Origin of the sequence: Tardiphaga robiniae (genome assembly GCF_001618955.1) — a bacterium.
GTDB classification, from domain to species: domain Bacteria; phylum Pseudomonadota; class Alphaproteobacteria; order Rhizobiales; family Xanthobacteraceae; genus Tardiphaga; species Tardiphaga robiniae_A.
The window spans coordinates 279,636-302,476 of the sequence record NZ_LVYV01000054.1 but is presented as its reverse complement, the minus strand read 5'-3'; the positions used below and the strand labels follow the sequence as shown (position 1 = coordinate 302,476).

Sequence of the window (22,841 nt, the reverse complement as noted above, 5' to 3'; positions counted from 1 at the left end):
GCGCGGGCGATGCGAAGCGAGCTTCGCTGGATGGCCGGGACAAGCCCGGCCATGACGGTGCGTGTGGTAACGAACGTCGATCTCACCAATACACATTGAAGCGATGGTGATGCCGGTAGTGCCAGTGGCGGTGATGCCAGGGGCGATAGCGGCAGATCTTGCGTGGGCCGTAATAGGTCCAGACGATGCGGCAGAAGCGTCGCGGTTGGTAGTAGCGTGGCCCGTAATAATAGCTCGGCGCATAGGCGTAAAAGCGTGGGCGGAAATGACGGCGGTAGCCGTAATGGCGGGCGCCGTAGTAACGCGCGGGTGCGTAATAGGGACGACGCGCGATCAATGGCGCCGCGTAGCGATAGCCTCCGCCATGGAATGCGGGTCCGCGCCGGAAGCCGCCGCCGACAAAGGCCGGGCCCGGACGGAAACCGCCACCACCGCGGAACGCAGGCGCTGCGGCCCGGAAGCCTCCGCCACCACCGCCACCCCGAAATGCCGGCAGGCCGCCGCCGCGAAATCCGCCGCCGCCTCCGCCTCCGCCATGAAAGGCGTGGCCGCCGCCGCCGCCACCGCCGCGGAAGCCACCTCCACCTCCGTGAGGTGCACCGCCGCCGCCGCCACGTCCACCGCGATGCTGGACCTGTGTGAGCAGGGCGTCATTCGCCTGCTTCGCGGCGGGCGCCGCACCGGGATTGATCAGCGATACCGCGCGCGCCGATGGTGCCAGCGACATCATCATCGCGGTTGCGGCGGCGACGCCGAACGAGCGCACGACCAATTGCCTGATACCCGGGCCTCTTGTGAGGCCTTGAACATTTGTCATTGGAAACATCCTCCCTCGGTCAATGTCGCCTGGAACATTCAGGACACATCGATGACGCAACGATGCGTTGGCGCAGATGGTGCATCTGCGCAGTGTCGTTCGATGTGAGTTGTGTCGCCTTGACCGAAAATTAAGGATGCTGATCTGAACGCGTCATGAATGACGCAGGCGGAAGCCGTGCGGCGCGCACAAAAAAACAGGCGCCGCAAAGGGCGCCTGTCGATGTCGTCTGGAGATCCTGGAATTTACCAGCGGCCGAAGCTGAAGCCGACGCTGAGCGGGCCCCCGCCGAAACCGACGCCCGGTCCATAACCATAGGCGCCGTAGGGACGATAACCGCCGTAATAGCCGTAGGGCCGGTAGCCGTATCCGCCGTAGTAAGCGGGCCGATAAGCGTAGGGGCGTCCGTAATAGGCCGGGCCGTAATAGGAGCGGTACGGGCGATAGCCGTATCCGTAGCCATAGCGCGGGCCGTCATAGCTGCGATACCCGTAGTGCCGATGGCCGAAGTGATGATGGCGGTGGTGAAAGTGACGATGGCGCCGCTGCGCGCTGAAGTCCGTCGCCTTTGCCTTGTTGTCTGCCGCAGCCTTTTGAGGCGTCTGTGCGTCAGCCATTGCGGGGGCGCTGGTCAATGCGCCACCGAGTGAAAGTGTTGCAGCCAGCATGGCTGCGCCTACCCAGTTCTTCATGATTTTTCCTTGCCTCGATCGCTTTCCTTCGATCGTCTTTCGTCGCCTTCACCCCATAACGCATATAGGTGCAATGATTTCCCGCGACAGAGAGACGCGATCAACATCTCGTCAAAGAAAACAGGCGCGCTTGCGCACGCCTGTTTAGACTTCAGAGAGACTCAGTAGCGCCAGCCGTGACGACGCACATGGTGCGGCCGGTGCCAGCCATGATGGCGGCGGATGTGATGCGGACGATGCCAGCCGTGATGGCGACGCATGCCGTGGTGCCCGCGATAGCCCCGATTGTGGTGATGACGATACTGCACCTCGGTCATCAGCTTCTCACCGCCTTGTACGGACGATGCGATGCCCGGGCTGTTCAGCGAGACGGCGTTGGCCTGCTGCGTCGGCGCTGCGACGAACAACAATCCTGCGATGGCGGCAAGGCTGAAAAATTTCTTCACGTTCACGTGTTCTCTCCTGAGTCTGCTGCGTTCATGTCGAGATGCAGCTTCACGAATGGATCATCGCCCATGTGCATGACGCTAGGGCGCAGGAGGTGAACGCGATGTGAATATGCTCGGTGCGATATGTCGCAGGGTTTTGTGACGCATCGCTGGAACGAAAGTCAGCGCATGCGAACGCCATCTCTGCAGTTGCAGAGTCTCGGCCTGACGTCATTCCAATAAAGTATGAAGTGTCGGCTCAGCCGCGGCGCCAGTAGCAGTTCATCCGCGGCACGATCACGGTGCCGCTCGGGCGATATTCCTGCACCAGATTGGCGGTGCAATCGCGCACCGCATTCGGGCCGGGATTGTAGCTGGGATAGACGCCGCGTTCGTCCGGGGTGCGATAGATGCGAACGCGCGGGCGGGCACGGCGAGGTTGAACGCTGTCGCCGGATTGCGCGACCTGCATGGCCGTCTGCGCCCGTGCGGTGTCCGTCATCGGCAAACCGCCGAGCGCAACCGCCAATCCCAGTGCCGCCATCATGATCCGCATCGTAACGCCCCAAACCGCCATAGGCATGATCCCGAAAAGTGGATGCCGGTTTTCGCCGACAAACGGGTTCGTTTGTCGAGAGATCATGCTTCAAAAGAACGCCGCAAAGTCTCCGATTGACGCCCGCCCGTCAACCGCCCGTGCGCGCGCTGTACCGGCGCATTGCCATGTCACGGGAATTGGCTAGACAGGGAAACATGTGGCACCAGGCAAAAGCACCCGATCTCGCCGAAATGGAGGACATGGCCCATGCCATGCTCGCCCTCCTGCCGGAGGACTTCCGCAAGCTCTGCGCGGGCGTGATCATCCGGGTCGATGATTTCCCGACGGACGAGGTGCTGGAGGAGATGCAGGCCGAGACCGAATTCGATCTGCTCGGCCTGTTCCAGGGCGTCGGCCTGCCGTTTCAGAGCCAGGACAATACCGGCCAGTTGCCCAACATGATCTGGCTGTATCGCCGGCCGATCCTGGATTACTGGGCCGAACACGACGACACCCTCGGCCATATCGTCCGTCACGTGCTGATCCACGAGATCGGGCACCATTTCGGGCTGTCGGACGACGATATGGAGGCGATCGAGGCTGGCGTCGCGGATTAGGCCTGCATAAATCACCCTTGGACGGGCCGCCCGATCGGGCTAAAAAGCCGGCTCAATCGAGGACCTTTGCCATGGACAAGTTCACCACGCTGGAAGGCGTCGCGGCGCCGATGAAGGTGATCAATGTCGATACCGACATGATCATCCCGAAGCAGTACCTCAAGACCATCAAGCGCACCGGCCTCGGCAAGGGTCTGTTTGCGGAAGCGCGCTATCTCGACGATGGCAGCGAGAACCCGGACTTCGTGCTCAACAAGCCGGCCTATCGCAATGCCAAGATCATGGTCGCCGGCGATAATTTCGGCTGCGGTTCGTCGCGCGAACACGCCCCCTGGGCGCTGCTGGATTTCGGCATCCGTTGCGTGATCTCGACCTCGTTCGGCGACATCTTCTACAACAACTGCTTCAAGAACGGCGTGCTGCCGATCCGTGTCTCGCAGAAGGATCTCGATGCGCTGTTCGACGATGCCGAGCGCGGTGCCAATGCGACCATCACCATCGATCTGCCGAACCAGGAAATCCGCGGCCCTGATGGCGGCACGGTGAAGTTCGAGATCGATCCGTTCCGCAAGCATTGCCTGCTCAACGGTCTCGACGATATCGGCCTGACCTTGGAGAAGAAGGCCTCCATCGACAGCTACGAAGAGAAGCTCAAGACCGCGCGCGCCTGGGCCTGATCTCACTTCGGAAGGTGACGCGTGATTCCTGACGTCGTCACCTTTTGGGAAGGCCCGCTCGATGCGCTGCGCAGGCTGTGCCTGCGCTCGCAGGTCGAAGCCGGCCACCGCGTCACGCTCTACAGTTTTGCACCGATACCCGACCTGCCGGATGGCGTGAGCAATGCCGATGCGGAAGCCGTGTTGCCGCGCGCCTTTGCCGAGCGGCTGCGGCCTTCAGGCCCCGATGGCGCGTGGGTCGGCTGGACCCCGCTGCAGTTCAGCGATTTCTTTCGCATCCGGCTAATGGCCGAAGGTCGCGGCCTCTGGCTCGATGCGGATGTGCTGCTGCTGAAGCCCATCGAGATCGATTCCGCAGAACCTTATTTTGCCTGGGAGAAGCGACGCCAACTCGGCAATTCGGTGCTGTATCTGCCGCCGGACGATCCGATCGTCACGGCCTTCGAAGCGCTGATCAAGCAGGACGAACTGACGCCCGACTGGATGTCGCTGCGCCATCGTCTCTCTTTTGCCTGGCGCAAATGGCGCGACAGTTCGAAGCGCGCCAGCGACGTCCGCGTCGCGATCTTCGGCCCGGCATCGCTCACAGCGTTGGCGAAGCGCCACGGCTCGCAGCATCACGCGCTGCCGCGGAAATCGTATTATTCGATTCACGCGGAACCGAAGTTGTTCTTCGAGCCGTCGAATTTTAAGGGGCTGATTGGCGATCCCGGGATATTGGGCTTTCACATCTCGCCGAAGGGGCGCGGCAAAGAAGCGCCGGTGCCGGGAAGCTTTTACGCGTGGGCGACGGAGCGGGTCGGCGCACGTTAGTATCAGCCTTTGAATCTACAAATTTCGCGCAACGGCCCGCGGTATCCCTCCCCCTTGCGGGGAGGGTCGGCCTCCACCTGACGATGCGAAGCATCGTTCAGGTGGAGGCCGGGGTGGGGGTGCCACACGTGAGAGCATCGCCTGTGGCACCCCACCCGTCGCGCTGCTCGCTGCGCTCGCAACGCGCCACCCTCCCCGCAAGGGGGAGGGTGAAGGAAGCGCGTCGTTGCTGACTGGCACTAGCTCCCCATCGCTGCGATCGCGTCCGAAATCGCGATCGTGCGCTTGGCCATGTCCGCATGCAGGCGCTCGACCATCTTGCCGTCGAGCTGGATCGCGCCGCGCTTAGCGTTTTCCGGCTGTTCGAAGGCGGCGATGATGCGGCGGGCTTGGGCGACTTCGTCGTCCGGTGGCGTGAACACCTTGTTGCAGGCTTCGATCTGGCTTGGATGGATCAGCGTCTTGCCGTCGAAGCCGATGTCGCGGCCCTGTTCGGCTTCGGCGATGAAGCCCTCGGTATCGCTGAAATTGCTGTAGGGACCATCGAGAATTTCGAGACCATGCAACCGCGTCGCCAGCACGCAATGGGTAATCATCGGGAGCATCGCCGCGCGGCCGGGCATCATGCGGATGCGGGTCTCGCGGGCGATATCGTTGGGGCCGAACACGAAGCCGGCCAGGCGATTTTCGGAATCGCGCGAGGCGGCCGCGAGTTCCTCTGCATGCAGGATGGCGCGCGAGGTCTCGATCATGGCCCAGACCTTGATCGACATGTCGGCGCCAATGTCACTCAGCCGATCAGCAACGGCTGAGAGATCCTCGACGCTGGAAATCTTCGGCACCAGGATGCCATCGGGCTTGGCCTTGCCGGCCATGGTCACGTCGTCGATCCACCACGGCGAATCCAGCGCATTGATGCGGATGATAACCTCGCGCTTGCCGAAGCCGCCGGAGGCGAGCGTCTGCGCGATGGCGTCGCGCGCCGTTCCCTTAGCGTCCGGCGCCACGGCGTCTTCGAGATCCAGGATGATGCCGTCAGCGGCCACGGTACGGGCCTTTTCCAGCGCGCGGGGGTTCGAGCCGGGCATGAACAAATGGCTGCGGCGCGGACGGATCATGGCGTCATTTCCCTGTGGTTATGGCCTGTTCGTTATTCAGGCATCCGCGATAACATTTCAGCCCGCCGCCCGGAAGGCTTGTTCGCGCGGGCGTCCTATGGTTATCCGTGGGGACCGTATGTTTGAGCGTGATCTCTCGACAAACGACCCCGTTTGTCGGCGAAAACCGGTATCCACTTTTCGGGATCATGCTCCGAACGAGGCAGACCATGACATCATTTCCGAAGCAGCTCATTGCCGGTTACCAGACCTTTACGTCGGAGCGATTGCCGACCGAGCAGTCGCGCTTCCGCGAATTATCGGAAAAGGGCCAGTCGCCGGAAGTCATGGTGATCGGCTGCTGCGATTCGCGCGTGTCGCCGGAGGTCATCTTCGATGCTTCGCCCGGCGAACTGTTCGTGGTGCGAAACATCGCCAACCTCGTGCCGGTCTATCAGCCCGACGGCGGTGCCCACGGCGTCTCGGCGGCACTGGAATATGCGGTGCAGGTCCTGAAGGTGAAGCACATCGTGATCCTCGGCCACGCGCAATGCGGCGGCATCCGCGCTTTCGTCGACAATGCGGCGCCGCTATCACCGGGTGACTTCATCGGCCGCTGGATGTCGATGTTCATCAAGCCCGACGAGAAGGTTGAGATCCGCGAGCACGAGGCGTTTCAGGATTTCGTCACCCGTATCGAGAAGGCCGCCGTGTTCCGCAGTCTGGAAAACCTGATGACGTTCCCGTTCGTGAGCAGCAAGGTCGAGAGCGGCGAGCTGGAATTGCACGGCGCTTACTTCGGTGTCGCTGTCGGCTCGCTGTCCGTGCTCGATCAGGCCGCGAAAGAGTTTCGGCCGGTGGCGTAAAACAAAAAAGCCGGATGCTGAGCATCCGGCTTTTGATTGTTGGAGATCGAAGGTCCGCTTACGCGGCCTTCTTCTTCGCCGTGATCAGCTTGCGGTTGATCAGGCATTCCGCGATCTGTACGGCGTTGAGCGCCGCGCCCTTGCGCAGGTTGTCCGACACGCACCAAAGAACCAGACCGTTATCGACCGTCGAATCCGTGCGGATACGGCTGATATAGGTGGCGTCTTCGCCTGCAGCTTCGTAAGGCGTCACGTAGCCACCGGGCTCGCGCTTGTCGATCACGAGGCAGCCTGGCGCGTTGCGCAGGATGTCGCGGGCTTCATCTTCCGAGATCGGATTCTCGAATTCGATGTTGACCGCTTCCGAGTGGCCGACGAACACCGGCACGCGCACGCAGGTCGCGGACATTTTGATTTTGGGATCAAGAATCTTCTTGGTCTCCATCATCATCTTCCACTCTTCCTTGGTGTAGCCGTCCTCCATGAACACGTCGATCTGCGGGATGACGTTGAAGGCGATACGCTTCGGGAATTTGTTGTTGACCAGCTCGCTGTTGGTGTAGACGGCCTTGGTTTGCGAGAACAACTCGTCCATCGCATCCTTGCCCGCGCCCGATACCGACTGATAGGTCGATACGACGACGCGCTTGATGGTCGCCTTGTCATGCAGCGGCTTCAGCGCCACCACGAGCTGCGCAGTCGAGCAGTTCGGGTTCGCGATGATGTTCTTCTTCGTGAAGCCATCAACGGCCGAGGCATTCACTTCCGGCACGATCAACGGCACGTCCGGATCCATGCGCCAGGTCGACGAGTTGTCGATCACGACGGCACCGGCCGCGCCGATCTTCGGCGACCATTCCTTGGACACGGCTCCGCCGGCCGACATCAGGCAGATGTCGACGTCGCTGAAGTCATAGGTCGCAAGGTCTTTGCATTTCAGGGTTCTGTCGCCGAAGGAAACCTCAACGCCCATGCTGCGGCGGGACGCAAGCGCCACGACCTCGTCAGCGGGGAATTTACGTTCATCCAGAATGCTGAGCATTTCACGCCCGACATTGCCGGTCGCTCCGACCAGCGCGACTTTGTAACCCATCGTTCACTCTCCGAAGAAAAATGCTTCACCTCCGCCTACCGCGGAAAGGGAAGAGCCGCGCTTCTATGCGAGAAACGCCGCAAAGACAACGTCCTAAGCATGTTTGCGTGTGTTGATGCGTTCAATTCCGGTTTCACACCACCCAAAATCGCGCAGTGTCCATCCGGCCCTGCACAGCTTTGCCGACGAGTGCGGTGCCATCGCCGTGCGTCTGCTCGCCTATATGGGTGCGCTGGCGTTGGTAGTCATGGCCGCGGTTACGGTTTTCGACGGACTGGAATTCGACCTTAGCAGCAAACCAACCGCCAAGGCTGGCTGGAGTGTCGCCAGCCGCTCCCATCCTGCTTTTGCCGTCAGTCAGTTCGATTCGTCAGGTAAAACAGCGTCTTACGAGATCATGAGGCATCCCGACGGGGGTCGAAAGGACATCCTGCGCTGGGCGTCGCCCGGGGAGCCCCCAGTGGCCGAGCTGGAATTGTATCGCCCTGGTGCCGAGGCCGAGCGGGCAGGTCCGCCAGCGGCGGACATCGCGGGCCGCATGGACCCCGGCGGCATCCGGGAGATGGTGGGCGAGGGCATCATCGACACTAAATTCGGGCCGGTCGCCCTCATGGGCTTTGCGGACCGGCTGAAAGACAGCAAGCGCTGCCTCGGCTTCATGAAGACGCTGGAGGTGGCCAATCTCAGGATTTCCGGCTGGTCGTGCCAGGGCGACGGCCTGCCGGCGCGGCGGGCGACGATCGCCTGCACGCTGAACCGGCTGGTGCTGCTGACCGCGGGCAATGAACCCCGGCTGCAGGAGGCCTTTGCCCAGGCAGATTTGAAGCGGGCCGGCTGCATCAGTGGCGCGGCACTGTCGGCCACTTCAGCCGATTGGGTCACGGGCGCCCAGAACCCGCAGCTGCGCGGCAGCCTGTAACCTCTTAGTGACGGGCAGGACCAAGACCTTGGATTACATGCAACATTCGGCCATACCGCGCATTATATCGGCAACTGTGGCCGGATAGACCTTGTGGCCGGATACCCCGGCCAGCTAAATTGACCGCAAATCGGATTTGCCGACTCGGTTTTTGAACGCCGATCTTCTGACTGCAATGAGGACCTGATGACCTTGAAATTCCCCGCCGCGAAAACTCTCGCCATGTTGTTCGCGACGGTTGCCGTCATCGCGACCGCCGTTGCCGCGTCTCCGGCCGACGCCGCCACCAAGAAGAAAGTTCGTGTCTCTGACCGTGACGCTATTTATGGCGCGCGCGGCCCGAACGTGTCCTATCAGCAGGGCCGCACCCGCGTTTACGTGACGCGTCGCTCCTGGCTCGATGCCGGCGTCGAAGTGCTCCCGGGTGATCGCAAGTTCACGGATTACGCCTATCCGCCCGGCTACTCTTTCGCCCGCGACAACAACAACCGTCCGCTGGACCGCCAGCCGCTCAACTCGCAGTGGGATCTCGGCGGCTATCCCGAGCGCTTCCCGCTCTACTGAGCGCAGCGATATATCGATACGAAAATGCCCGGCTGAGCCGGGCATTTTTTGTTCAGGGGAAAGGTTCGAGTGCGCTTAAGCGTGCAGCGCCTGCAATTCCTTCAGCAGCGCTTCGCCCATGCCCGATGTGCTGACAACGGTCGCGCCTTCCGACTTGATATCCGCCGTTCGCAGACTCTTCGCGAGAACCGCAGCGATGGCCTGGTCAACCTTGTCGGCCAACTCACCCATCTCCAGCGAATAGCGCAGCGCCATGCCGAAGGAGGCGATCATGGCCAGCGGGTTGGCCATGCCCTTGCCGGCGATATCCGGCGCCGAACCGTGCACCGGCTCATACATCGCCTTGCGCTTTTTGGTCTTGGCATCGACTTCGCCGAGCGAGGCCGAGGGCAGCATGCCAAGCGAGCCGGTCAGCATCGCTGCGATGTCGGAGAGCATATCGCCGAACAGGTTGTCGGTGACGATGACGTCGAACTGCTTTGGCCACTTCACGAGATTCATGCCGCCGGAGTCAGCGAGCTGATGCTCGAGCGTGACATCCTTGTATTCGCGGCCGTGGACCTGCGTGACGACTTCGTTCCAGAGCACACCCGACTTCATGACGTTGCGCTTCTCCATCGACGTCACCTTGTTCTGGCGCTTGCGGGCCAGATCGAAAGCGACGCGCGCGATGCGCTCGATTTCATAGGTGTCGTAGACCTGTGTATCGACGGCGCGCTTCTGGCCGTTGCCGAGATCGGTGATGGTCTTCGGTTCGCCAAAATAGACGCCGCCGGTGAGCTCGCGCACGATCATGATGTCGAGGCCTTCAACCACCTCGCGCTTCAGGCTCGATGATTCCGCCAGCGCCGGATAGCAAACCGCAGGGCGAAGATTGGCGAACAGGCCGAGGTCCTTGCGCAGGCGCAGCAGGCCGGCCTCGGGGCGATGCTCATAAGGCACGCTGTCCCACTTCGGGCCGCCGACGGCGCCGAAGATGATGGCGTCGGCCGCATCCGCCTTGGCCATGGTGGCATCGGTGATGGGGAGCTTGTCGGCATCATAGGCGGCGCCGCCAACCAGGCCGTTCTCGATCGTGAACCTGGCGATGCCCTGGGCATCGATCCAGTCGATCAGGCGCTTCACCTCGGCCATCACTTCGGGACCGATGCCGTCGCCGGGGAGAAGCAGCAATTTGTGCGTTGCCATAATCAAGTGCCCTTGCAATCCGTTATTGATTGCGGCGAGTGCTAAAACGTCGTTGCAGGAATGGCAAGACAGTGTTGCCGAAGGGATGATTGCGGCTTCCGTGAAACCTGCGACATTGCCGGCGCAGCGGAGATCCCCGTGACGTCACCAGAGCCTTTCCCGACGCGCCGTAACCCGGCGTTGCTGATTCTCGTCCTGTCGCTCGCGCCGGCCATCGGGCTTGGCATCGGCCGCTTTGCCTATTCGCTGGTGTTGCCCGATATGCGCGACAGCTTGCAGTGGACCTATTCGGCTGCCGGCTTCATGAATACCGTCAATGCCGCGGGCTATCTCGCCGGCGCACTGGTCGCAGCCGGGCTCGGCAGGCGCTTCGGTTTGATCGCAGTGATTCAGGGCGGCACGCTTGCTTGCATCTTGTCGCTCATCATTTGCGGCGTCACGGCGGACTTTGCATTGCTCAGCATCGCGCGGCTGGTCACCGGCTTTGGCGCGGCAGTCTCGTTCGTCGCCGGTGGCGCGCTCGCCGCCACCATCGGCCTCGCTTATCCCGAACGCTCGTCCTATCTGCTCAGTCTGTTTTATGCCGGGCCTGGTATGGGCATCCTCCTGTCCGGTCTTATCGCGCCGTTCGTGCTGCAGGGCTTTGGTCCGGGCTCGTGGTGGATCGTCTGGTTGGTTCTCGGGCTCGTATCGGTCGTGATCGGCCTGCCGCTGTTGCGGCCGCGTGTCGATGCATCCGATGACACATCGGAGATCGAGGAAGCGCCGCTCGCGCTCCGTCCGATATGGATTTACCTCATCGCCTATTTCATGTTTGGCGCCGGCTATATCGCCTACATGACCTTCATGATTGCCTATGTGCGCGATGGCGGCGGCAGCGCTTTGGCACAAAGCGCATTCTGGTGCCTGATCGGCGTCAGTTCTTTCGCGTCGCCCTGGCTATGGCGTAGCGTGCTGGCGCGTGGCCAGAGCGGCCGCGCGATGGCAATCATTCTCGGCACCAATGCGGTGGGCGCAGCGATGCCGCTGCTCGGCCACTCGCCTGTGGTGCTCGGCATCTCTGCCGCCATTTTCGGCGTTGCATTCTTCGCGGTGGTTGCGGCGACCACGGCCTTCGTGCGCTTCAACTATCCCCGCGCGGCATGGTCGAAGGCCATCGCAGCGGTGACGATTGTGTTCGGCATCGGCCAGACCCTGGGCCCGATTGCGGTGGGCGCCATTACGGATGCGACGGGGAGTCTGACGTCGGCGCTGGTGGTCTCGGCGGCAACGCTCGCGATTGGCGCTGCGATGTCGATGTTTCAGAAGCCGATCAGCTCCCGCTGAAATCGTTATAGCCCTGATCTTCCCAATAGCCGCCTTTGTAGTCGTTGGTGACTTCCATCGCGACGACGTATTTCGGATTCTTGAAGCCGAGTTTGGTCGGTACGCGGATCTTCATCGGGAAGCCATAGGCCCGCGGCAGCAACTGATTGTCGAACTTGAAGGTCATCTGCGTCTGCGCATGCATCGCCGTCGGCATATCGAGTGAGCTCGTATAGTCTTCGGCGCAGCGGAAATGGACCCACTTTGCATTAGTGTCCGCACCGACCAGCTTCAGGAAGTCGCGCAGCGGTGTGCCCTGCCAGGAGCCGATGGCGCTCCAGCCTTCGACGCAGATATGGCGGGTGATCTGCGATACTTCCGGCAGCTTGTGCAGTTCGTCCAGTGTCCATGATTTCTTGTTCTGGACCAGACCGGAGACTTCAAGCTTCCATTCCTTGCCGTCGACATCCGGTGCGTCATCCTCGGCGTAGAAGGCGTTGAACGGAAATGGACGCTTGATGTCCTTCTCGGAATAGGTCGGCGCCAGCGTATTCGGATTGAAGATTCGAGCCTGTACCATGTCGTTGAACTTCGACATATGTGTCAGGAGGTTCTCGGCCGAGAGACTGTCGCTCACATCGCAGCCGGTAAGCAGCGTCAGTGCGCCAAAGCTCGCACCCGACGCGATGAAGCGGCGGCGCGACAGGTCTGGCATCAATTTCGTGGCGTCCTTGACGAGGAGATCCTTGTCGATGCCGGGAATGATGAGGGAGCGGAGTTTCCTGATCATAGTCGTGTCCCTCAGCGTCCGATAATCATTGCACGCAGACTCTTCGGCACGATCAGGGCCAGAGCGACGTGGATGACGAGGAAGCCGACAATGGCGGCCATCATGAAGAAATGCACATAGCGGGCGGTGTCGTAGCCGCCGAACAGCGCAGTAAGATATTGCAGCTGGACGGGCTTCCAGATGGCCAGGCCCGACAGGACGATCAGAATGCCGACCACGATAATCCCGGTATAGAGCAGCCTCTGCACCTGATTGTAGGTTGAGAGATCAGCGTGCGAGAGCTTGCCGGTCACCGCAGCCTTGGTGTCGTCGAGCACACCTTTCGCGGAGATCGGCAGCAGCTTCTTGCGGAAGCGTCCGGTGACCATGCCAAGAGTAAGATAGACGAGGCCATTGATGACCAGCAGCCACATGGCGGCGAGGTGCCACATTATGCCGCCACCTAGCCAGCCGCCCAGCGTAATGGATGATGAGAAGGTGAAATTGAACAGCGGCGAGGCATTGTAGATCTGCCAGCCCGACATGATCATCAGCACGATCGCGACGGCATTGACCCAGTGCACGACGCGCACCCAGGCGGGCTGGATGACTTTGGTATTCGTAACTTTGGTGGCGGCGCGATCGCCGGCGGCTGTGATGCTCGACATAGGCATATCCTGGGCTGAGCAGTGGTTCGATGGTGCTCGGTGACGCGAGTTGTTACCAGCTATACGGCATAACCGGTCGTTCGTTACGGCGGCTCCCATAACAACCCCGGTCGGGCCGGCTCATATCGATCACAAAAAAGCGAGCCGGGTTGCCCCGGCTCGCTCCTTTTGCGCCCCTCGGTATCCTTCGGGGACGCGCGCGCATCCGGTGGGGACGAGTCAGGATGCGCGAACTCGTTGCGCAGAAGCCGGAAATCAGGCTTTCGGCATCAGGACAGTATCGATGACGTGAATCACGCCGTTCGACTGGTTGACGTCGGCGATGGTTACAGTCGAGGAACCGCCCTTGGCGTCGACGATCATCACCTTGCCGCCCGAAGCCTTCACAGTCAGCTCTTCGCCTTCCACGGTCTTCAATTTCTGGCCGTCCTTGAGGTCGGCGGCGTTCAGCTTGCCGGGGACCACATGGTAGGTCAGGATTTTGGTGAGGGTCGCCTTGCTCTCGGGCTTCACCAGCGTGTCGACGGTACCGGCCGGCAGTTTGCCGAAGGCGGCGTTGGTCGGTGCGAACACCGTGAACGGGCCCTTGCTGGAGAGGGTATCGACCAGACCGGCGGCCTTCACGGCGGCGACCAGCGTGGTGTGATCCTTCGAGTTGACGGCGTTCTCGACGATGTTCTTCGACGGATACATCGGCGCGCCGCCGACCATCACGGTCTTCTCTCCCGACATTTCGCTCTTCATCATCTTCTTGTCTTCGGCCTGTGCGGGGGCAAGCACGGCGCCAGTGATGGCGAGGGTGCTGAATGCGACGGCCGACAGAAGTGCAATGCGCTTGGACATGGATCGTCTCCCGAGTGATGTGAGTGACCAGCGATCTCGCTGGTGCGATGAATGGCATCAACCGCGGCAATCCCTTGGAGGCCAGATTGCGCCGTCGATGCCCGAGTTACGCGAGGTGTCGGGACCAGTTTCAGGCTATATTTTTTGACGCTGTTGAAACTTTTGCGGGTGCATCTCGTTCGCGCGAGGCAATAACGAGTTAGATGCATCGCGTTTGATACAATCACGCGCAGAAACCGCGACGGGATGACGCGACCCGAGGGGCTGATCCACCAGATATGGGGGCGATCCCGATGGGGGGATGCGTTGCCTAGATATGGCCATTCTTGCTAAGGAACGGGACAAATGACGCGATCGTCAGGCAGCTGCACCGGTCGCTCCCGCACTCCTGCACCGCGTGACCTTGCCATGAACGCCAACCTGTTTTCTCGCCTGTTCGACAAACTCGACGATGCCTCGCGTCTCGCCATCGAGACGCCCGAGGGCAAGCACATCAGCTATGGCGACCTGATCGCGCTTGCGGGCCAGATGGCCAACGTGCTGGTGGCTCGCGGCGTCAAGCCGGGTGACCGTGTCGCGGCGCAGACCGAGAAGTCGGTGCCCGGTCTGGTGCTGTATCTGGCGACCGTGCGCGCCGGCGCGGTCTATCTGCCGCTCAATACCGCCTATACGCTCAACGAGCTCGATTACTTCATTACCGACGCCGAACCGTCGCTGGTGGTGTGTGACCCGTCAAAGGCTGAAGGCTTCGCCGCCATTGCGGCCAAGGTCGGCGCGAAGGTCGAAACACTGGGTGCTGACGGCAAGGGTTCGCTGACCGATGCGGCAGCGAAGGAAAAGCCGGACTTCAGCACGGTCGAGCGCAAGAACGAAGATCTCGCCGCGATCCTCTATACGTCGGGCACTACCGGCCGCTCCAAGGGCGCGATGCTGAGCCACGACAATCTGGCGTCGAACTCGCTGAGCCTCGTCGAATACTGGCGCTTCACCAAAGACGATGTGCTGATTCACGCACTGCCGATCTATCACACCCATGGTCTGTTCGTGGCCAGCAACGTGACGCTGTTTGCGCGGGCGTCGATGGTCTTCCTGCCCAAACTCGATCCGGAACTCATCATCAAGCTGATGGCCCGCGCCACCGTGCTGATGGGTGTGCCGACCTTCTACACGCGTATCCTGCAGTCGCCGAACCTGACGAAAGAGTCTTGCAGCCACATGCGGCTGTTCATCTCCGGCTCCGCGCCGCTGCTGGCCGATACGCATCGCGAATGGTTCGCGCGCACCGGCCACGCCGTGCTGGAGCGCTATGGCATGACCGAAACCAACATGAACACGTCGAACCCCTATGACGGCGAGCGCGTGCCTGGCGCTGTGGGCTTCCCGCTTCCCGGCGTCTCCGTGCGCGTTACCGATCCGGAGACGGCCAAAGAGCTCGCGCGTGACACCATCGGCATGATCGAGGTGAGGGGCCCCAACGTGTTCCAGGGCTATTGGCGGATGCCGGAAAAGACCAAGGCGGAATTCCGCGACGACGGCTTTTTCATCACCGGCGACCTCGGCAAGATCGACGCCAAGGGCTATGTCCACATTCTCGGCCGCGGCAAGGATCTGGTGATCTCCGGCGGCTTCAATGTCTATCCGAAGGAGATCGAAAGCGAGATCGACGCGATGCCGGGGGTAGTGGAGAGCGCCGTGATCGGCGTGCCGCACGCAGATTTCGGCGAGGGCGTCACCGCCGTGGTCGTGAGCGACAAGAAGACCGCGATCGACGAGGCCTCCGTGCTCAAGGCGTTGGATGGCCAGATCGCCAAGTTCAAGATGCCGAAGCGCGTGATCTTCGTCGACGATCTGCCGCGCAACACCATGGGCAAGGTGCAGAAGAACGTACTGCGCGATAGCTACAAGGATATCTACGCGAAGTAAGTCCTCGCACGGTCCCTTGAGCCAAACTCCGCCGCACCCCTCCCCCTAGCGAAGCTTCGTTTCGCGCAGGGAGGTGAAGTAAGTGCACGGCCGTGCCCTAGATCGCATGCTCCGGCGCGAGCGCGCAGGCTGAGTTCGGAGCCATATCGATCTGGATTGTCGCGTGCTCGATGCCGAAGTCGCGCTTCAGACGCGCGGCGACTTCCATCAGATAGGCATCGCCAGGCGCGCCTGATGGGATCACCAAGTGACAGGTCAGCGCCACTTCGGTTGTGCTCATGGGCCAGATATGCAGGTCGTGCACCTGCGCGACGCCGGGGCATTGTTCGAGGTAGCCGCGCACGGCAACGGGGTCGATGCCGCGCGGAACGGCGGCGAGCGACATCGCAGTGGAGTCGCGCAAGAGGCTCCAGGTGCCCCAGACGATCAGCACACAGATGACGAGGCTGGTCAGGGCGTCGATCCACAGCCAGCCGGTGAACATGATGACGATCGCGGCAATGACCACGCCAACCGAGACCGCAGCGTCGGCGACCATATGCAGATAGGCGCCACGAATGTTGAGGTCGCTGTTGCGGCCCGAGGCAAACAGCCAGGCGGTCACGCCGTTGATGACGATGCCGATGGTGGCGACGATCATCACGGTGATCTCGGCTACCGGTTCGGGATTGAACAGTCTTAGCACGGCTTCCCAGGCGATGGCGCCGACGGCAACCAGCAGGAACACGGCGTTGAAGAGTGCCGCGAGAATTGAAGAGCCGCGCAAGCCATAGGTGAAGCGCGGCGTTGGCGCGCGCTTTGACAGCACAGCCGCGGTCCATGCCGCGATCAGCCCGAGCACATCCGAGAGATTGTGCCCGGCATCGGCCACCAGCGCCATCGAGCCGCTGGCATAGCCGTAAATCGCCTCGATGACGACGAAGACGGTATTGAGGCTGATGCCGATGGCGAAGGCCATGCCGAAACTCGCGGGCGCATGCACATGCCCGCCGGGGCCGTGCGCATGGCTGTGGTCGGCATGATCGTGCGTGTGACCATGTTCGTCATGGTCGTGATGTGAGTGCGCCATCGGTGTTCCGTCGCGTGGTCTGACGGCATCCATAGCAAGTTGTGATCTGGATACTATTACGGTTGCTGCTGGTCATTGTAGCCCGGATGAGCGAAGCGAAATCCGGGGCAGGCCATCATGCCTGCAAGGCCCCGGATATCGCCTCGCTCATCCGGGCTACGCGTAACAACGCACTTATATTAGAGCGATGACAAACCGGCTGCCGACGATGAATAGATAAATTCCAAACGCCATTTCCAGCGCGCGCATCGACATCGCATGCGCCGCCTTCACGCCGAGCGGTGCAACCAGCAGGCTGGTCGGCATCACCAGCAGCGCGCCGATCAGGGAGACATAACCGACAGCGAACGGCAGTTGCAGCGCTGCGACATCGGGAAAGTGCGCGGCGGCCGGCCAGCCGGCATAGATGTAGCCGATGGCGCCGGGGATCGAGATCAGCACTGCGAGGGCCGACGACGTCGCCACCGCCTGATGGATAGGCCGGCCGTAAAAGGTCATCAGCAGGTTGGAGAACAATCCGCCGCCGATGCCCATCAGCGTGGAGAGCAGACCGACGAAGAAGCCGTAGATCTTCATCAGCGGGCCGTCGGGCAGGTCGTTACCGAGCTTCCAGCCGTCGCGCGCGAGCAGCAGTCGTGCCGCTGCGGACCAGGCGACGGCAACGAAAACGATCTTGAACAGCCGCTCCGGGGCATAACGGGCGGTGACGCTGCCGATGACGACGCCGATTAGGATCGGCCACCACCACTTCCGCAGGATCTCCATATCTACGGCGCCGCGGGCCATATGGGCACGGAAGGACCGGATCGAGGTCGGGATGATAATGGCCAGCGAGGTGCCGATACAGAGCGGCATCCGTACTTCCAGAGGCACTCCGGCGATGCGGAAACACTCGTAAAATACGGGGACCAGGATGGCGCCTCCGCCTATCCCGAAGACACCTGCCAGGAAACCGGCCAGCGCGCCGACGGCAATAAGAAGCGCCGCCAGTTCGACAATCTCGGTCACATTGAGCCCAGCCATTCCCGCCCCGATTGTCATTTGCTATCGCGTCATGAAGTTCTCATGAATCGCGCTTCACCAAGGCTGTCAGCAACAAGCCCGGCAACTGTCAATACCCACAAATGCAAGGCTCATTTGAAGCTCTGAACCGTTGTTCGGAGTATGTCATTTCGCGATTGCACTGGTTGTTTTGAGTTCGTAAATAGAATTGCTCTACGCGATCCCCAATCGGGCACTGTCTGCCCATTAACCTGTCAAAGTTGCTAAATGACCGCTCGGATCGAACGTCCCCTTTCGCCGCATCTGCAAGTCTATCGCTGGACCCTGACGATGGCGCTGTCCATCGTGCATCGCGCTACTGGTGTCGCCTTGTATTTCGGCACTTTGCTTCTTGTCTGGTGGCTGATCGCCGCTGCGTCCGGCCCAGCCGCTTATGCCCATGTGCAGGCCTTCACCGGCAGCATCATCGGTCGCCTGATCGCATTCGGCTACACGTGGGCGCTGATCCATCATGCCATGAGCGGCATCCGCCATCTGGTCTGGGATCTCGGCTACGGATTCAAGCCATCTGAGCGTGAATGGCTCACCTGGGCCGCATTGATCGGCGGCATCGGCATCACCATCCTGCTCTGGATCATTGCATACGCGATCGGAGGCGGACGATGAGCGGTTCCAACTCTCCGAAGTCGGTGCGCACGCCGCTCGGCCGCGTCCGTGGTCTCGGCTCCTCGCATTCCGGCACCTCGGACTTCTGGCGTCAGCGCCTGACCGCCGTGGCCATGCTGCTGCTGATGATCCCTGTGATCTTCATCGTGATGTCGGTTTTCAGAAGCAATCAGGCCGGCGTCGCGCAGGTCCTTGGTTCGCCGATCGTGGCTATCGTCATGCTGCTCTTCATCGTTGCTAGCATCTGGCACATGAAGATCGGCATGCAGGTCGTGATCGAAGACTATGTCCATGACGAGAAGATCAAGCTGATCTCGATCATCGGCAATAATTTCTTCTCTGCCGCCGTGGCGCTGGCATCGATCTACGCCATCCTTAAACTTTCATCCGGAGTGTAGCGCATGGCCGTCAACGGCACTGGCGCGAACGGCGTTGGCGGCCCCGCCACCAACGGCCACGCCTATCCCATCGAAGATCACACCTATGACGTCGTTGTCGTTGGCGCCGGCGGCGCCGGCCTGCGCGCGACCGTCGGCTGCGGCGAAGCTGGCCTGCGCACCGCCTGCATCACCAAGGTGTTCCCGACCCGCTCGCATACGGTTGCAGCACAGGGCGGCATCTCCGCCTCGCTCGGAAACATGCACGAGGACAACTGGCGCTGGCACATGTACGACACCGTGAAGGGGTCGGACTGGCTCGGCGATCAGGACTCGATCGAATATATGGTGCGCAACGCGCCCGACGCTGTTTACGAGCTCGAACACTGGGGCGTGCCGTTCTCGCGCACCGAAGACGGCAAGATCTATCAGCGCCCGTTCGGCGGCATGACCATGGATTACGGCAAGGGCCAGGCCCAGCGCACCTGCGCGGCCGCCGACCGTACCGGTCACGCCATGCTGCACACGATGTACGGCCAGGCCCTGCGCCACTCGGCCGAGTTCTTCATCGAATACTTCGCCATCGATCTGATCATGGACGATCAGAACGTCTGCCGCGGCGTCATTGCGCTGAAGCTCGACGACGGCACGCTGCATCGCTTCAAGGCGCAGACCGTCATTCTGGCCACCGGCGGCTATGGCCGCGCTTATGCCTCCTGCACCTCGGCGCATACCTGCACCGGTGACGGCGGCGCCATGGCGCTGCGCGCCGGCCTGCCGCTGCAGGACATGGAATTCGTTCAGTTCCATCCGACCGGCATTTACGGTTCGGGCTGTCTCGTCACTGAAGGTGCGCGCGGCGAAGGCGGTTACCTCGTCAATTCCGAAGGCGAGCGCTTCATGGAGCGCTATGCGCCGTCGGCCAAGGATCTCGCCTCGCGCGACGTCGTTTCGCGCGCGATGACCATCGAAATCCGCGAAGGCCGCGGCGTCGGCAAGAAGAAGGATCACATCTTCCTTCATCTCGACCATCTCGATCCAAAGGTGCTGGCTGAACGTCTGCCGGGCATCTCCGACTCGGCACGCATTTTCGCCGGCGTCGATGTCACCAAGGAGCCGATCCCGATCGTTCCGACGGTGCACTACAATATGGGCGGTATCCCGACCAACTATCACGGCGAAGTCGTCACCAAGAAGGACGGCGACGACAATGCGGTGGTGCAGGGCCTGATGGCCGTGGGCGAAGCTGCCTGCGTGTCGGTGCACGGCGCCAACCGTCTCGGCTCCAACTCGTTGATCGATCTCGTGGTGTTTGGCCGCGCGGCTGCGCTGCGCTGCGCCGAGAAGCTGACACCGAATGCCAAGCAGCCCGACCTGCCGAAGGACTCGGCTGATCGTGCGCTCGGCCGTCTCGATCACTATCGCTATTCGAAGGGCGGCACTTCGACCGCGAAGATGCGCGAGAACATGCAGCACGTCATGCAGACCAACTGCGCCGTGTTCCGTACCGGCGAAGTGCTGAACGAAGGCAAGGATCTGATCCACAAGGTCTATAGCGGTATCGGCGATATCGCCGTGTCTGACCGCTCGCTGGTGTGGAATTCGGATCTGATCGAGACCCTCGAATACGACAACCTCATTGTTCAGGCCATCGTCACCATGGATTCGGCGGCGAACCGCACCGAGAGCCGCGGCGCGCATGCGCGTGAGGATTTCGCAGATCGCGACGACAAGAACTGGATGAAGCACACGCTGGCGTGGATCGATCAGGGTGGCAAGACCACCATCGATTATCGCCCGGTGCACGATTACACGATGACCAACGACGTTCAGTACATCGTGCCCAAAGCGCGCGTGTACTAATGATGACAGCGAAGGCTTGAGAGAATGGCTGAGTTCGCACTTCCGAAGAATTCCAAGATCACCGGCGGCAAGGAATGGCCGAAGCCGGCCGGTGCCACGCAGACGCGCGAATTCCGCGTCTATCGCTGGAATCCGGATGACGGCAAGAACCCGTCGGTCGACACCTATCACATTGATACCAACGACTGCGGTCCGATGGTTCTCGATGGTCTGATCTGGATCAAGAACAACATCGATCCGACGCTGACCTTCCGCCGCTCCTGCCGCGAAGGCGTCTGCGGCTCCTGCGCCATGAACATCGATGGCCAGAACACCCTGGCCTGCACCCGTGCGATGGACGAAGTCGACGACGGCGCCATCAAGGTCAATCCGCTGCCGCATCAGCCTGTCGTGAAGGACCTCGTGCCGGATCTGACCAACTTCTACGCCCAGTATGCGTCGATCGAGCCGTGGCTGAAGACCACCACGCCGACCCCGCAGAAGGAATGGAAGCAGAGCCACTCCGATCGCGAGAAGCTCGACGGTCTCTACGAATGCATCCTGTGCGCTTGCTGTTCGACCTCTTGCCCGAGCTATTGGTGGAACTCGGACCGCTTCCTCGGTCCGGCTGCACTTCTTCAGGCCACCCGCTGGGTCAAGGACTCGCGCGACGAAGCCACCGGCGAGCGTCTCGACAATCTCGAGGATCCGTTCCGGCTCTATCGCTGCCACACCATCATGAACTGCGCCAAGGCGTGCCCGAAGGGTCTCAATCCCTCCGAAGCCATCGCCGAGCTGAAGATGAAGATGGTCGAACGTCAGGTCTGACGTTTTACGGATCCGGATTTGCCGATTAGGACACCGGTCTGCGCAAGCAGGCCGGTGTCTTTTTTGCTCATGATTTAAGCATGTTGCCTCCTCGAATCCCGATCCCTCGGGACCGCGGCGCTATTTCTCGTTGAAAAGGGGACTCGCCAAGGTTGGCACGGGCTGTGCTAGCCTGTGCCTGATAATTGATCAGGGGGAGTTTTTTATGTTTCGTCAGCTGGGTTTGAGCGTCGTGGCGGGTGCAGCATTGCTGGCGTCTGCGCTGTCCGCGAGCGCCGATACCGATGTCAAATTCGCGCTCGACTGGAAATTCGAAGGTCCGTCCGCGCCCTATTTTGTTGCGCTCGACAAGGGTTACTACAAGGCCGAAGGCCTCAACGTAACTATCGATTCCGGTCCGGGCTCGGTGGCCGGCATCGCGCGGGTCGCGGCGGGCACCTATCCGATCGGTTTCTTCGACATCAATTCGCTGGCGCGCTTCCGCGACCAGAATCCTGATAAGGACGTCAAGGGCGTCCTCATGGTCTACGACAAGCCGCCGTTCTCGATTGTCAGCATCGCGAAGTCCGGCATCAATGGACCGAAGGACCTCGAAGGCAAGATCCTCGGCGCACCGGCGCCGGACGGTGCCTTCGCGCAATGGAAGGCCTTCGTCAAAGAGAACAAGATCGACGACAGCAAGGTGAAGATCGAAAACGTCGGCTTCCCGGTGCGCGAGCCGATGCTCGCCGACGGCAAGGTCGATGCGATCACCGGTTTCTCCTTCTCGTCCTATTTCAACCTGATGTCCAAGGGCATCGCCGAGAAGGATATCAAGGTGATGCTGATGTCTGATTACGGCATCGTGCTTTATGGCAACGCCATCATGGTGAACCCCGAATTCGCCAAGGCCAATCCGAAAGTCGTGGCCGGCTTCGTGCGCGCGACCGTCAAGGGCATCATCGACACCATCAAGGACCCCGAAACTGCCATCAAGTCGGTGATGAAGCGCAACGAGACCGCTGACGAGAAGATCGAACTCGCCCGTCTCAAGATGTCGCTGAAGGACAACTTCGTGACCCCTTGGGTGAAGGCTAACGGTGTCGGTGGCATCGATGAGAAGCGTATGACCGATGCCATCGATCAGATCGCAGTGACCTACGAGTTCAAGAATCCGAAGCCGAAGGCAGCGGATTTGTTCACGTCGGACTATCTGCCCCCGGCCGACACACGCAAGTTCTAAGCGCCACGACAGAAGGTC

At 61.3% G+C, this 22,841-nt stretch carries 25 protein-coding genes; 13 read left to right on the top strand and 12 right to left on the bottom strand.

Features of this window, described 5'->3' with window-relative positions:
* Window positions 1-82: 82 nt before the first annotated feature.
* The 4 genes from A4A58_RS31210 to A4A58_RS26805 all read right to left on the bottom strand — a co-directional run bounded on the left by A4A58_RS31210 (window position 83) and on the right by A4A58_RS26805 (window position 2,514).
* Entirely contained in the window at window positions 83-817 is a 735-nt protein-coding gene (locus tag A4A58_RS31210) for a hypothetical protein (RefSeq protein WP_204378208.1), read from the bottom strand.
* Between the two features lie 245 nt (window positions 818-1,062).
* Window positions 1,063-1,509 (bottom strand): hypothetical protein, encoded by a 447-nt coding sequence (locus A4A58_RS26815; RefSeq protein WP_081422085.1) that lies wholly within the window; start codon window positions 1,507-1,509, stop codon window positions 1,063-1,065.
* Window positions 1,510-1,670: 161 nt separating this feature from the next.
* Window positions 1,671-1,961: a hypothetical protein gene (locus A4A58_RS26810; protein WP_068737928.1), complete on the bottom strand. Its 291-nt coding sequence runs from the start codon at window positions 1,959-1,961 to the stop codon at window positions 1,671-1,673.
* Between the two features lie 235 nt (window positions 1,962-2,196).
* A complete protein-coding gene (locus A4A58_RS26805; RefSeq protein ID WP_244499879.1) occupies window positions 2,197-2,514 on the bottom strand; it encodes a hypothetical protein in 318 nt (105 codons plus the stop codon).
* A 176-nt stretch (window positions 2,515-2,690) separates the two neighbouring features.
* On the opposite strand from A4A58_RS26805, the gene A4A58_RS26800 reads away from it, so the two are divergent.
* The 3 genes from A4A58_RS26800 to A4A58_RS26790 all read left to right on the top strand — a co-directional run bounded on the left by A4A58_RS26800 (window position 2,691) and on the right by A4A58_RS26790 (window position 4,582).
* A complete protein-coding gene (locus tag A4A58_RS26800) occupies window positions 2,691-3,092 on the top strand; it encodes a metallopeptidase family protein (protein WP_068737923.1) in 402 nt (133 codons plus the stop codon).
* 71 nt (window positions 3,093-3,163) lie between these two features.
* On the top strand, window positions 3,164-3,769 hold the full coding sequence (leuD, locus tag A4A58_RS26795; RefSeq protein WP_068737922.1) for a 3-isopropylmalate dehydratase small subunit: 606 nt from the start codon (window positions 3,164-3,166) through the stop codon (window positions 3,767-3,769).
* 21 nt (window positions 3,770-3,790) lie between these two features.
* Window positions 3,791-4,582, top strand: coding sequence for a hypothetical protein (locus A4A58_RS26790; protein ID WP_068737920.1), 792 nt, complete (start codon window positions 3,791-3,793; stop codon window positions 4,580-4,582).
* A 239-nt stretch (window positions 4,583-4,821) separates the two neighbouring features.
* Here A4A58_RS26790 and A4A58_RS26785 read toward each other — a convergent pair whose 3' ends face one another.
* On the bottom strand, window positions 4,822-5,700 hold the full coding sequence (locus A4A58_RS26785) for an HpcH/HpaI aldolase/citrate lyase family protein (RefSeq protein WP_068737918.1): 879 nt from the start codon (window positions 5,698-5,700) through the stop codon (window positions 4,822-4,824).
* A gap of 209 nt (window positions 5,701-5,909) precedes the next feature.
* Here A4A58_RS26785 and A4A58_RS26780 point away from each other — a divergent pair, with 209 nt between their 5' ends.
* Window positions 5,910-6,545, top strand: coding sequence for a carbonic anhydrase (locus A4A58_RS26780; RefSeq protein WP_068737916.1), 636 nt, complete (start codon window positions 5,910-5,912; stop codon window positions 6,543-6,545).
* Between the two features lie 58 nt (window positions 6,546-6,603).
* On the opposite strand, the gene A4A58_RS26775 is transcribed toward A4A58_RS26780, so the two are convergent.
* Window positions 6,604-7,638 (bottom strand): aspartate-semialdehyde dehydrogenase, encoded by a 1,035-nt coding sequence (locus A4A58_RS26775; protein ID WP_068737914.1) that lies wholly within the window; start codon window positions 7,636-7,638, stop codon window positions 6,604-6,606.
* Between the two features lie 115 nt (window positions 7,639-7,753).
* On the opposite strand from A4A58_RS26775, the gene A4A58_RS26770 reads away from it, so the two are divergent.
* Both A4A58_RS26770 and A4A58_RS26765 read left to right on the top strand, forming a co-directional pair.
* Window positions 7,754-8,557, top strand: coding sequence for a hypothetical protein (locus tag A4A58_RS26770; RefSeq protein WP_068737913.1), 804 nt, complete (start codon window positions 7,754-7,756; stop codon window positions 8,555-8,557).
* Between the two features lie 186 nt (window positions 8,558-8,743).
* Complete coding sequence (locus tag A4A58_RS26765; protein ID WP_068737912.1) at window positions 8,744-9,121, top strand: hypothetical protein; 378 nt, start codon at window positions 8,744-8,746, stop codon at window positions 9,119-9,121.
* A 75-nt stretch (window positions 9,122-9,196) separates the two neighbouring features.
* Here A4A58_RS26765 and leuB read toward each other — a convergent pair whose 3' ends face one another.
* Window positions 9,197-10,309, bottom strand: a complete 1,113-nt coding sequence (gene leuB / locus A4A58_RS26760; protein ID WP_068737911.1) for a 3-isopropylmalate dehydrogenase — start codon at window positions 10,307-10,309, stop codon at window positions 9,197-9,199.
* Between the two features lie 138 nt (window positions 10,310-10,447).
* Here leuB and A4A58_RS26755 point away from each other — a divergent pair, with 138 nt between their 5' ends.
* Window positions 10,448-11,635 carry a YbfB/YjiJ family MFS transporter gene (locus A4A58_RS26755; protein ID WP_068737910.1) on the top strand — a complete coding sequence of 396 codons (1,188 nt, stop codon included), beginning with the start codon at window positions 10,448-10,450 and terminating at the stop codon, window positions 11,633-11,635.
* Here the strand turns inward: A4A58_RS26755 and A4A58_RS26750 are convergent.
* From A4A58_RS26750 to A4A58_RS26740, 3 genes are all read right to left on the bottom strand, one after another.
* Entirely contained in the window at window positions 11,622-12,404 is a 783-nt protein-coding gene (locus A4A58_RS26750; protein ID WP_192855940.1) for a molybdopterin-dependent oxidoreductase, read from the bottom strand. The two genes, A4A58_RS26755 and A4A58_RS26750, sit on opposite strands and share 14 nt — an antisense overlap.
* Before the next feature lie 11 nt (window positions 12,405-12,415).
* Window positions 12,416-13,051 carry a cytochrome b/b6 domain-containing protein gene (locus tag A4A58_RS26745; protein ID WP_068737908.1) on the bottom strand — a complete coding sequence of 212 codons (636 nt, stop codon included), beginning with the start codon at window positions 13,049-13,051 and terminating at the stop codon, window positions 12,416-12,418.
* 255 nt (window positions 13,052-13,306) lie between these two features.
* Window positions 13,307-13,894, bottom strand: coding sequence for a fasciclin domain-containing protein (locus tag A4A58_RS26740; protein WP_068737906.1), 588 nt, complete (start codon window positions 13,892-13,894; stop codon window positions 13,307-13,309).
* A gap of 408 nt (window positions 13,895-14,302) precedes the next feature.
* On the opposite strand from A4A58_RS26740, the gene A4A58_RS26735 reads away from it, so the two are divergent.
* Entirely contained in the window at window positions 14,303-15,817 is a 1,515-nt protein-coding gene (locus tag A4A58_RS26735) for a malonate--CoA ligase (protein WP_068737904.1), read from the top strand.
* Window positions 15,818-15,914: 97 nt separating this feature from the next.
* Here the strand turns inward: A4A58_RS26735 and A4A58_RS26730 are convergent, their stop codons facing one another.
* Together A4A58_RS26730 and A4A58_RS26725 are read right to left on the bottom strand one after the other, a co-directional pair.
* The gene (locus A4A58_RS26730; RefSeq protein WP_068738031.1) at window positions 15,915-16,886 is read right to left on the bottom strand and encodes a cation diffusion facilitator family transporter; all 972 of its coding nucleotides are present in this window, start codon (window positions 16,884-16,886) and stop codon (window positions 15,915-15,917) included.
* Between the two features lie 174 nt (window positions 16,887-17,060).
* Window positions 17,061-17,909: a sulfite exporter TauE/SafE family protein gene (locus A4A58_RS26725; RefSeq protein ID WP_081422083.1), complete on the bottom strand. Its 849-nt coding sequence runs from the start codon at window positions 17,907-17,909 to the stop codon at window positions 17,061-17,063.
* 246 nt (window positions 17,910-18,155) lie between these two features.
* Here A4A58_RS26725 and sdhC point away from each other — a divergent pair, with 246 nt between their 5' ends.
* From sdhC to A4A58_RS26700, 5 genes are all read left to right on the top strand, one after another.
* A complete protein-coding gene (gene sdhC / locus A4A58_RS26720) occupies window positions 18,156-18,554 on the top strand; it encodes a succinate dehydrogenase, cytochrome b556 subunit (protein WP_068737900.1) in 399 nt (132 codons plus the stop codon).
* On the top strand, window positions 18,551-18,952 hold the full coding sequence (gene sdhD / locus A4A58_RS26715; RefSeq protein ID WP_068737898.1) for a succinate dehydrogenase, hydrophobic membrane anchor protein: 402 nt from the start codon (window positions 18,551-18,553) through the stop codon (window positions 18,950-18,952). The genes sdhC and sdhD overlap by 4 nt, the downstream gene beginning before the upstream one ends.
* 3 nt (window positions 18,953-18,955) lie before the next feature.
* Entirely contained in the window at window positions 18,956-20,794 is a 1,839-nt protein-coding gene (sdhA, locus tag A4A58_RS26710) for a succinate dehydrogenase flavoprotein subunit (protein ID WP_068737896.1), read from the top strand.
* A 24-nt stretch (window positions 20,795-20,818) separates the two neighbouring features.
* Window positions 20,819-21,601: a succinate dehydrogenase iron-sulfur subunit gene (locus A4A58_RS26705; RefSeq protein WP_068737894.1), complete on the top strand. Its 783-nt coding sequence runs from the start codon at window positions 20,819-20,821 to the stop codon at window positions 21,599-21,601.
* 205 nt (window positions 21,602-21,806) lie between these two features.
* On the top strand, window positions 21,807-22,823 hold the full coding sequence (locus tag A4A58_RS26700) for an ABC transporter substrate-binding protein (protein ID WP_068737891.1): 1,017 nt from the start codon (window positions 21,807-21,809) through the stop codon (window positions 22,821-22,823).
* The last annotated feature ends 18 nt before the right edge of the window (window positions 22,824-22,841 follow it).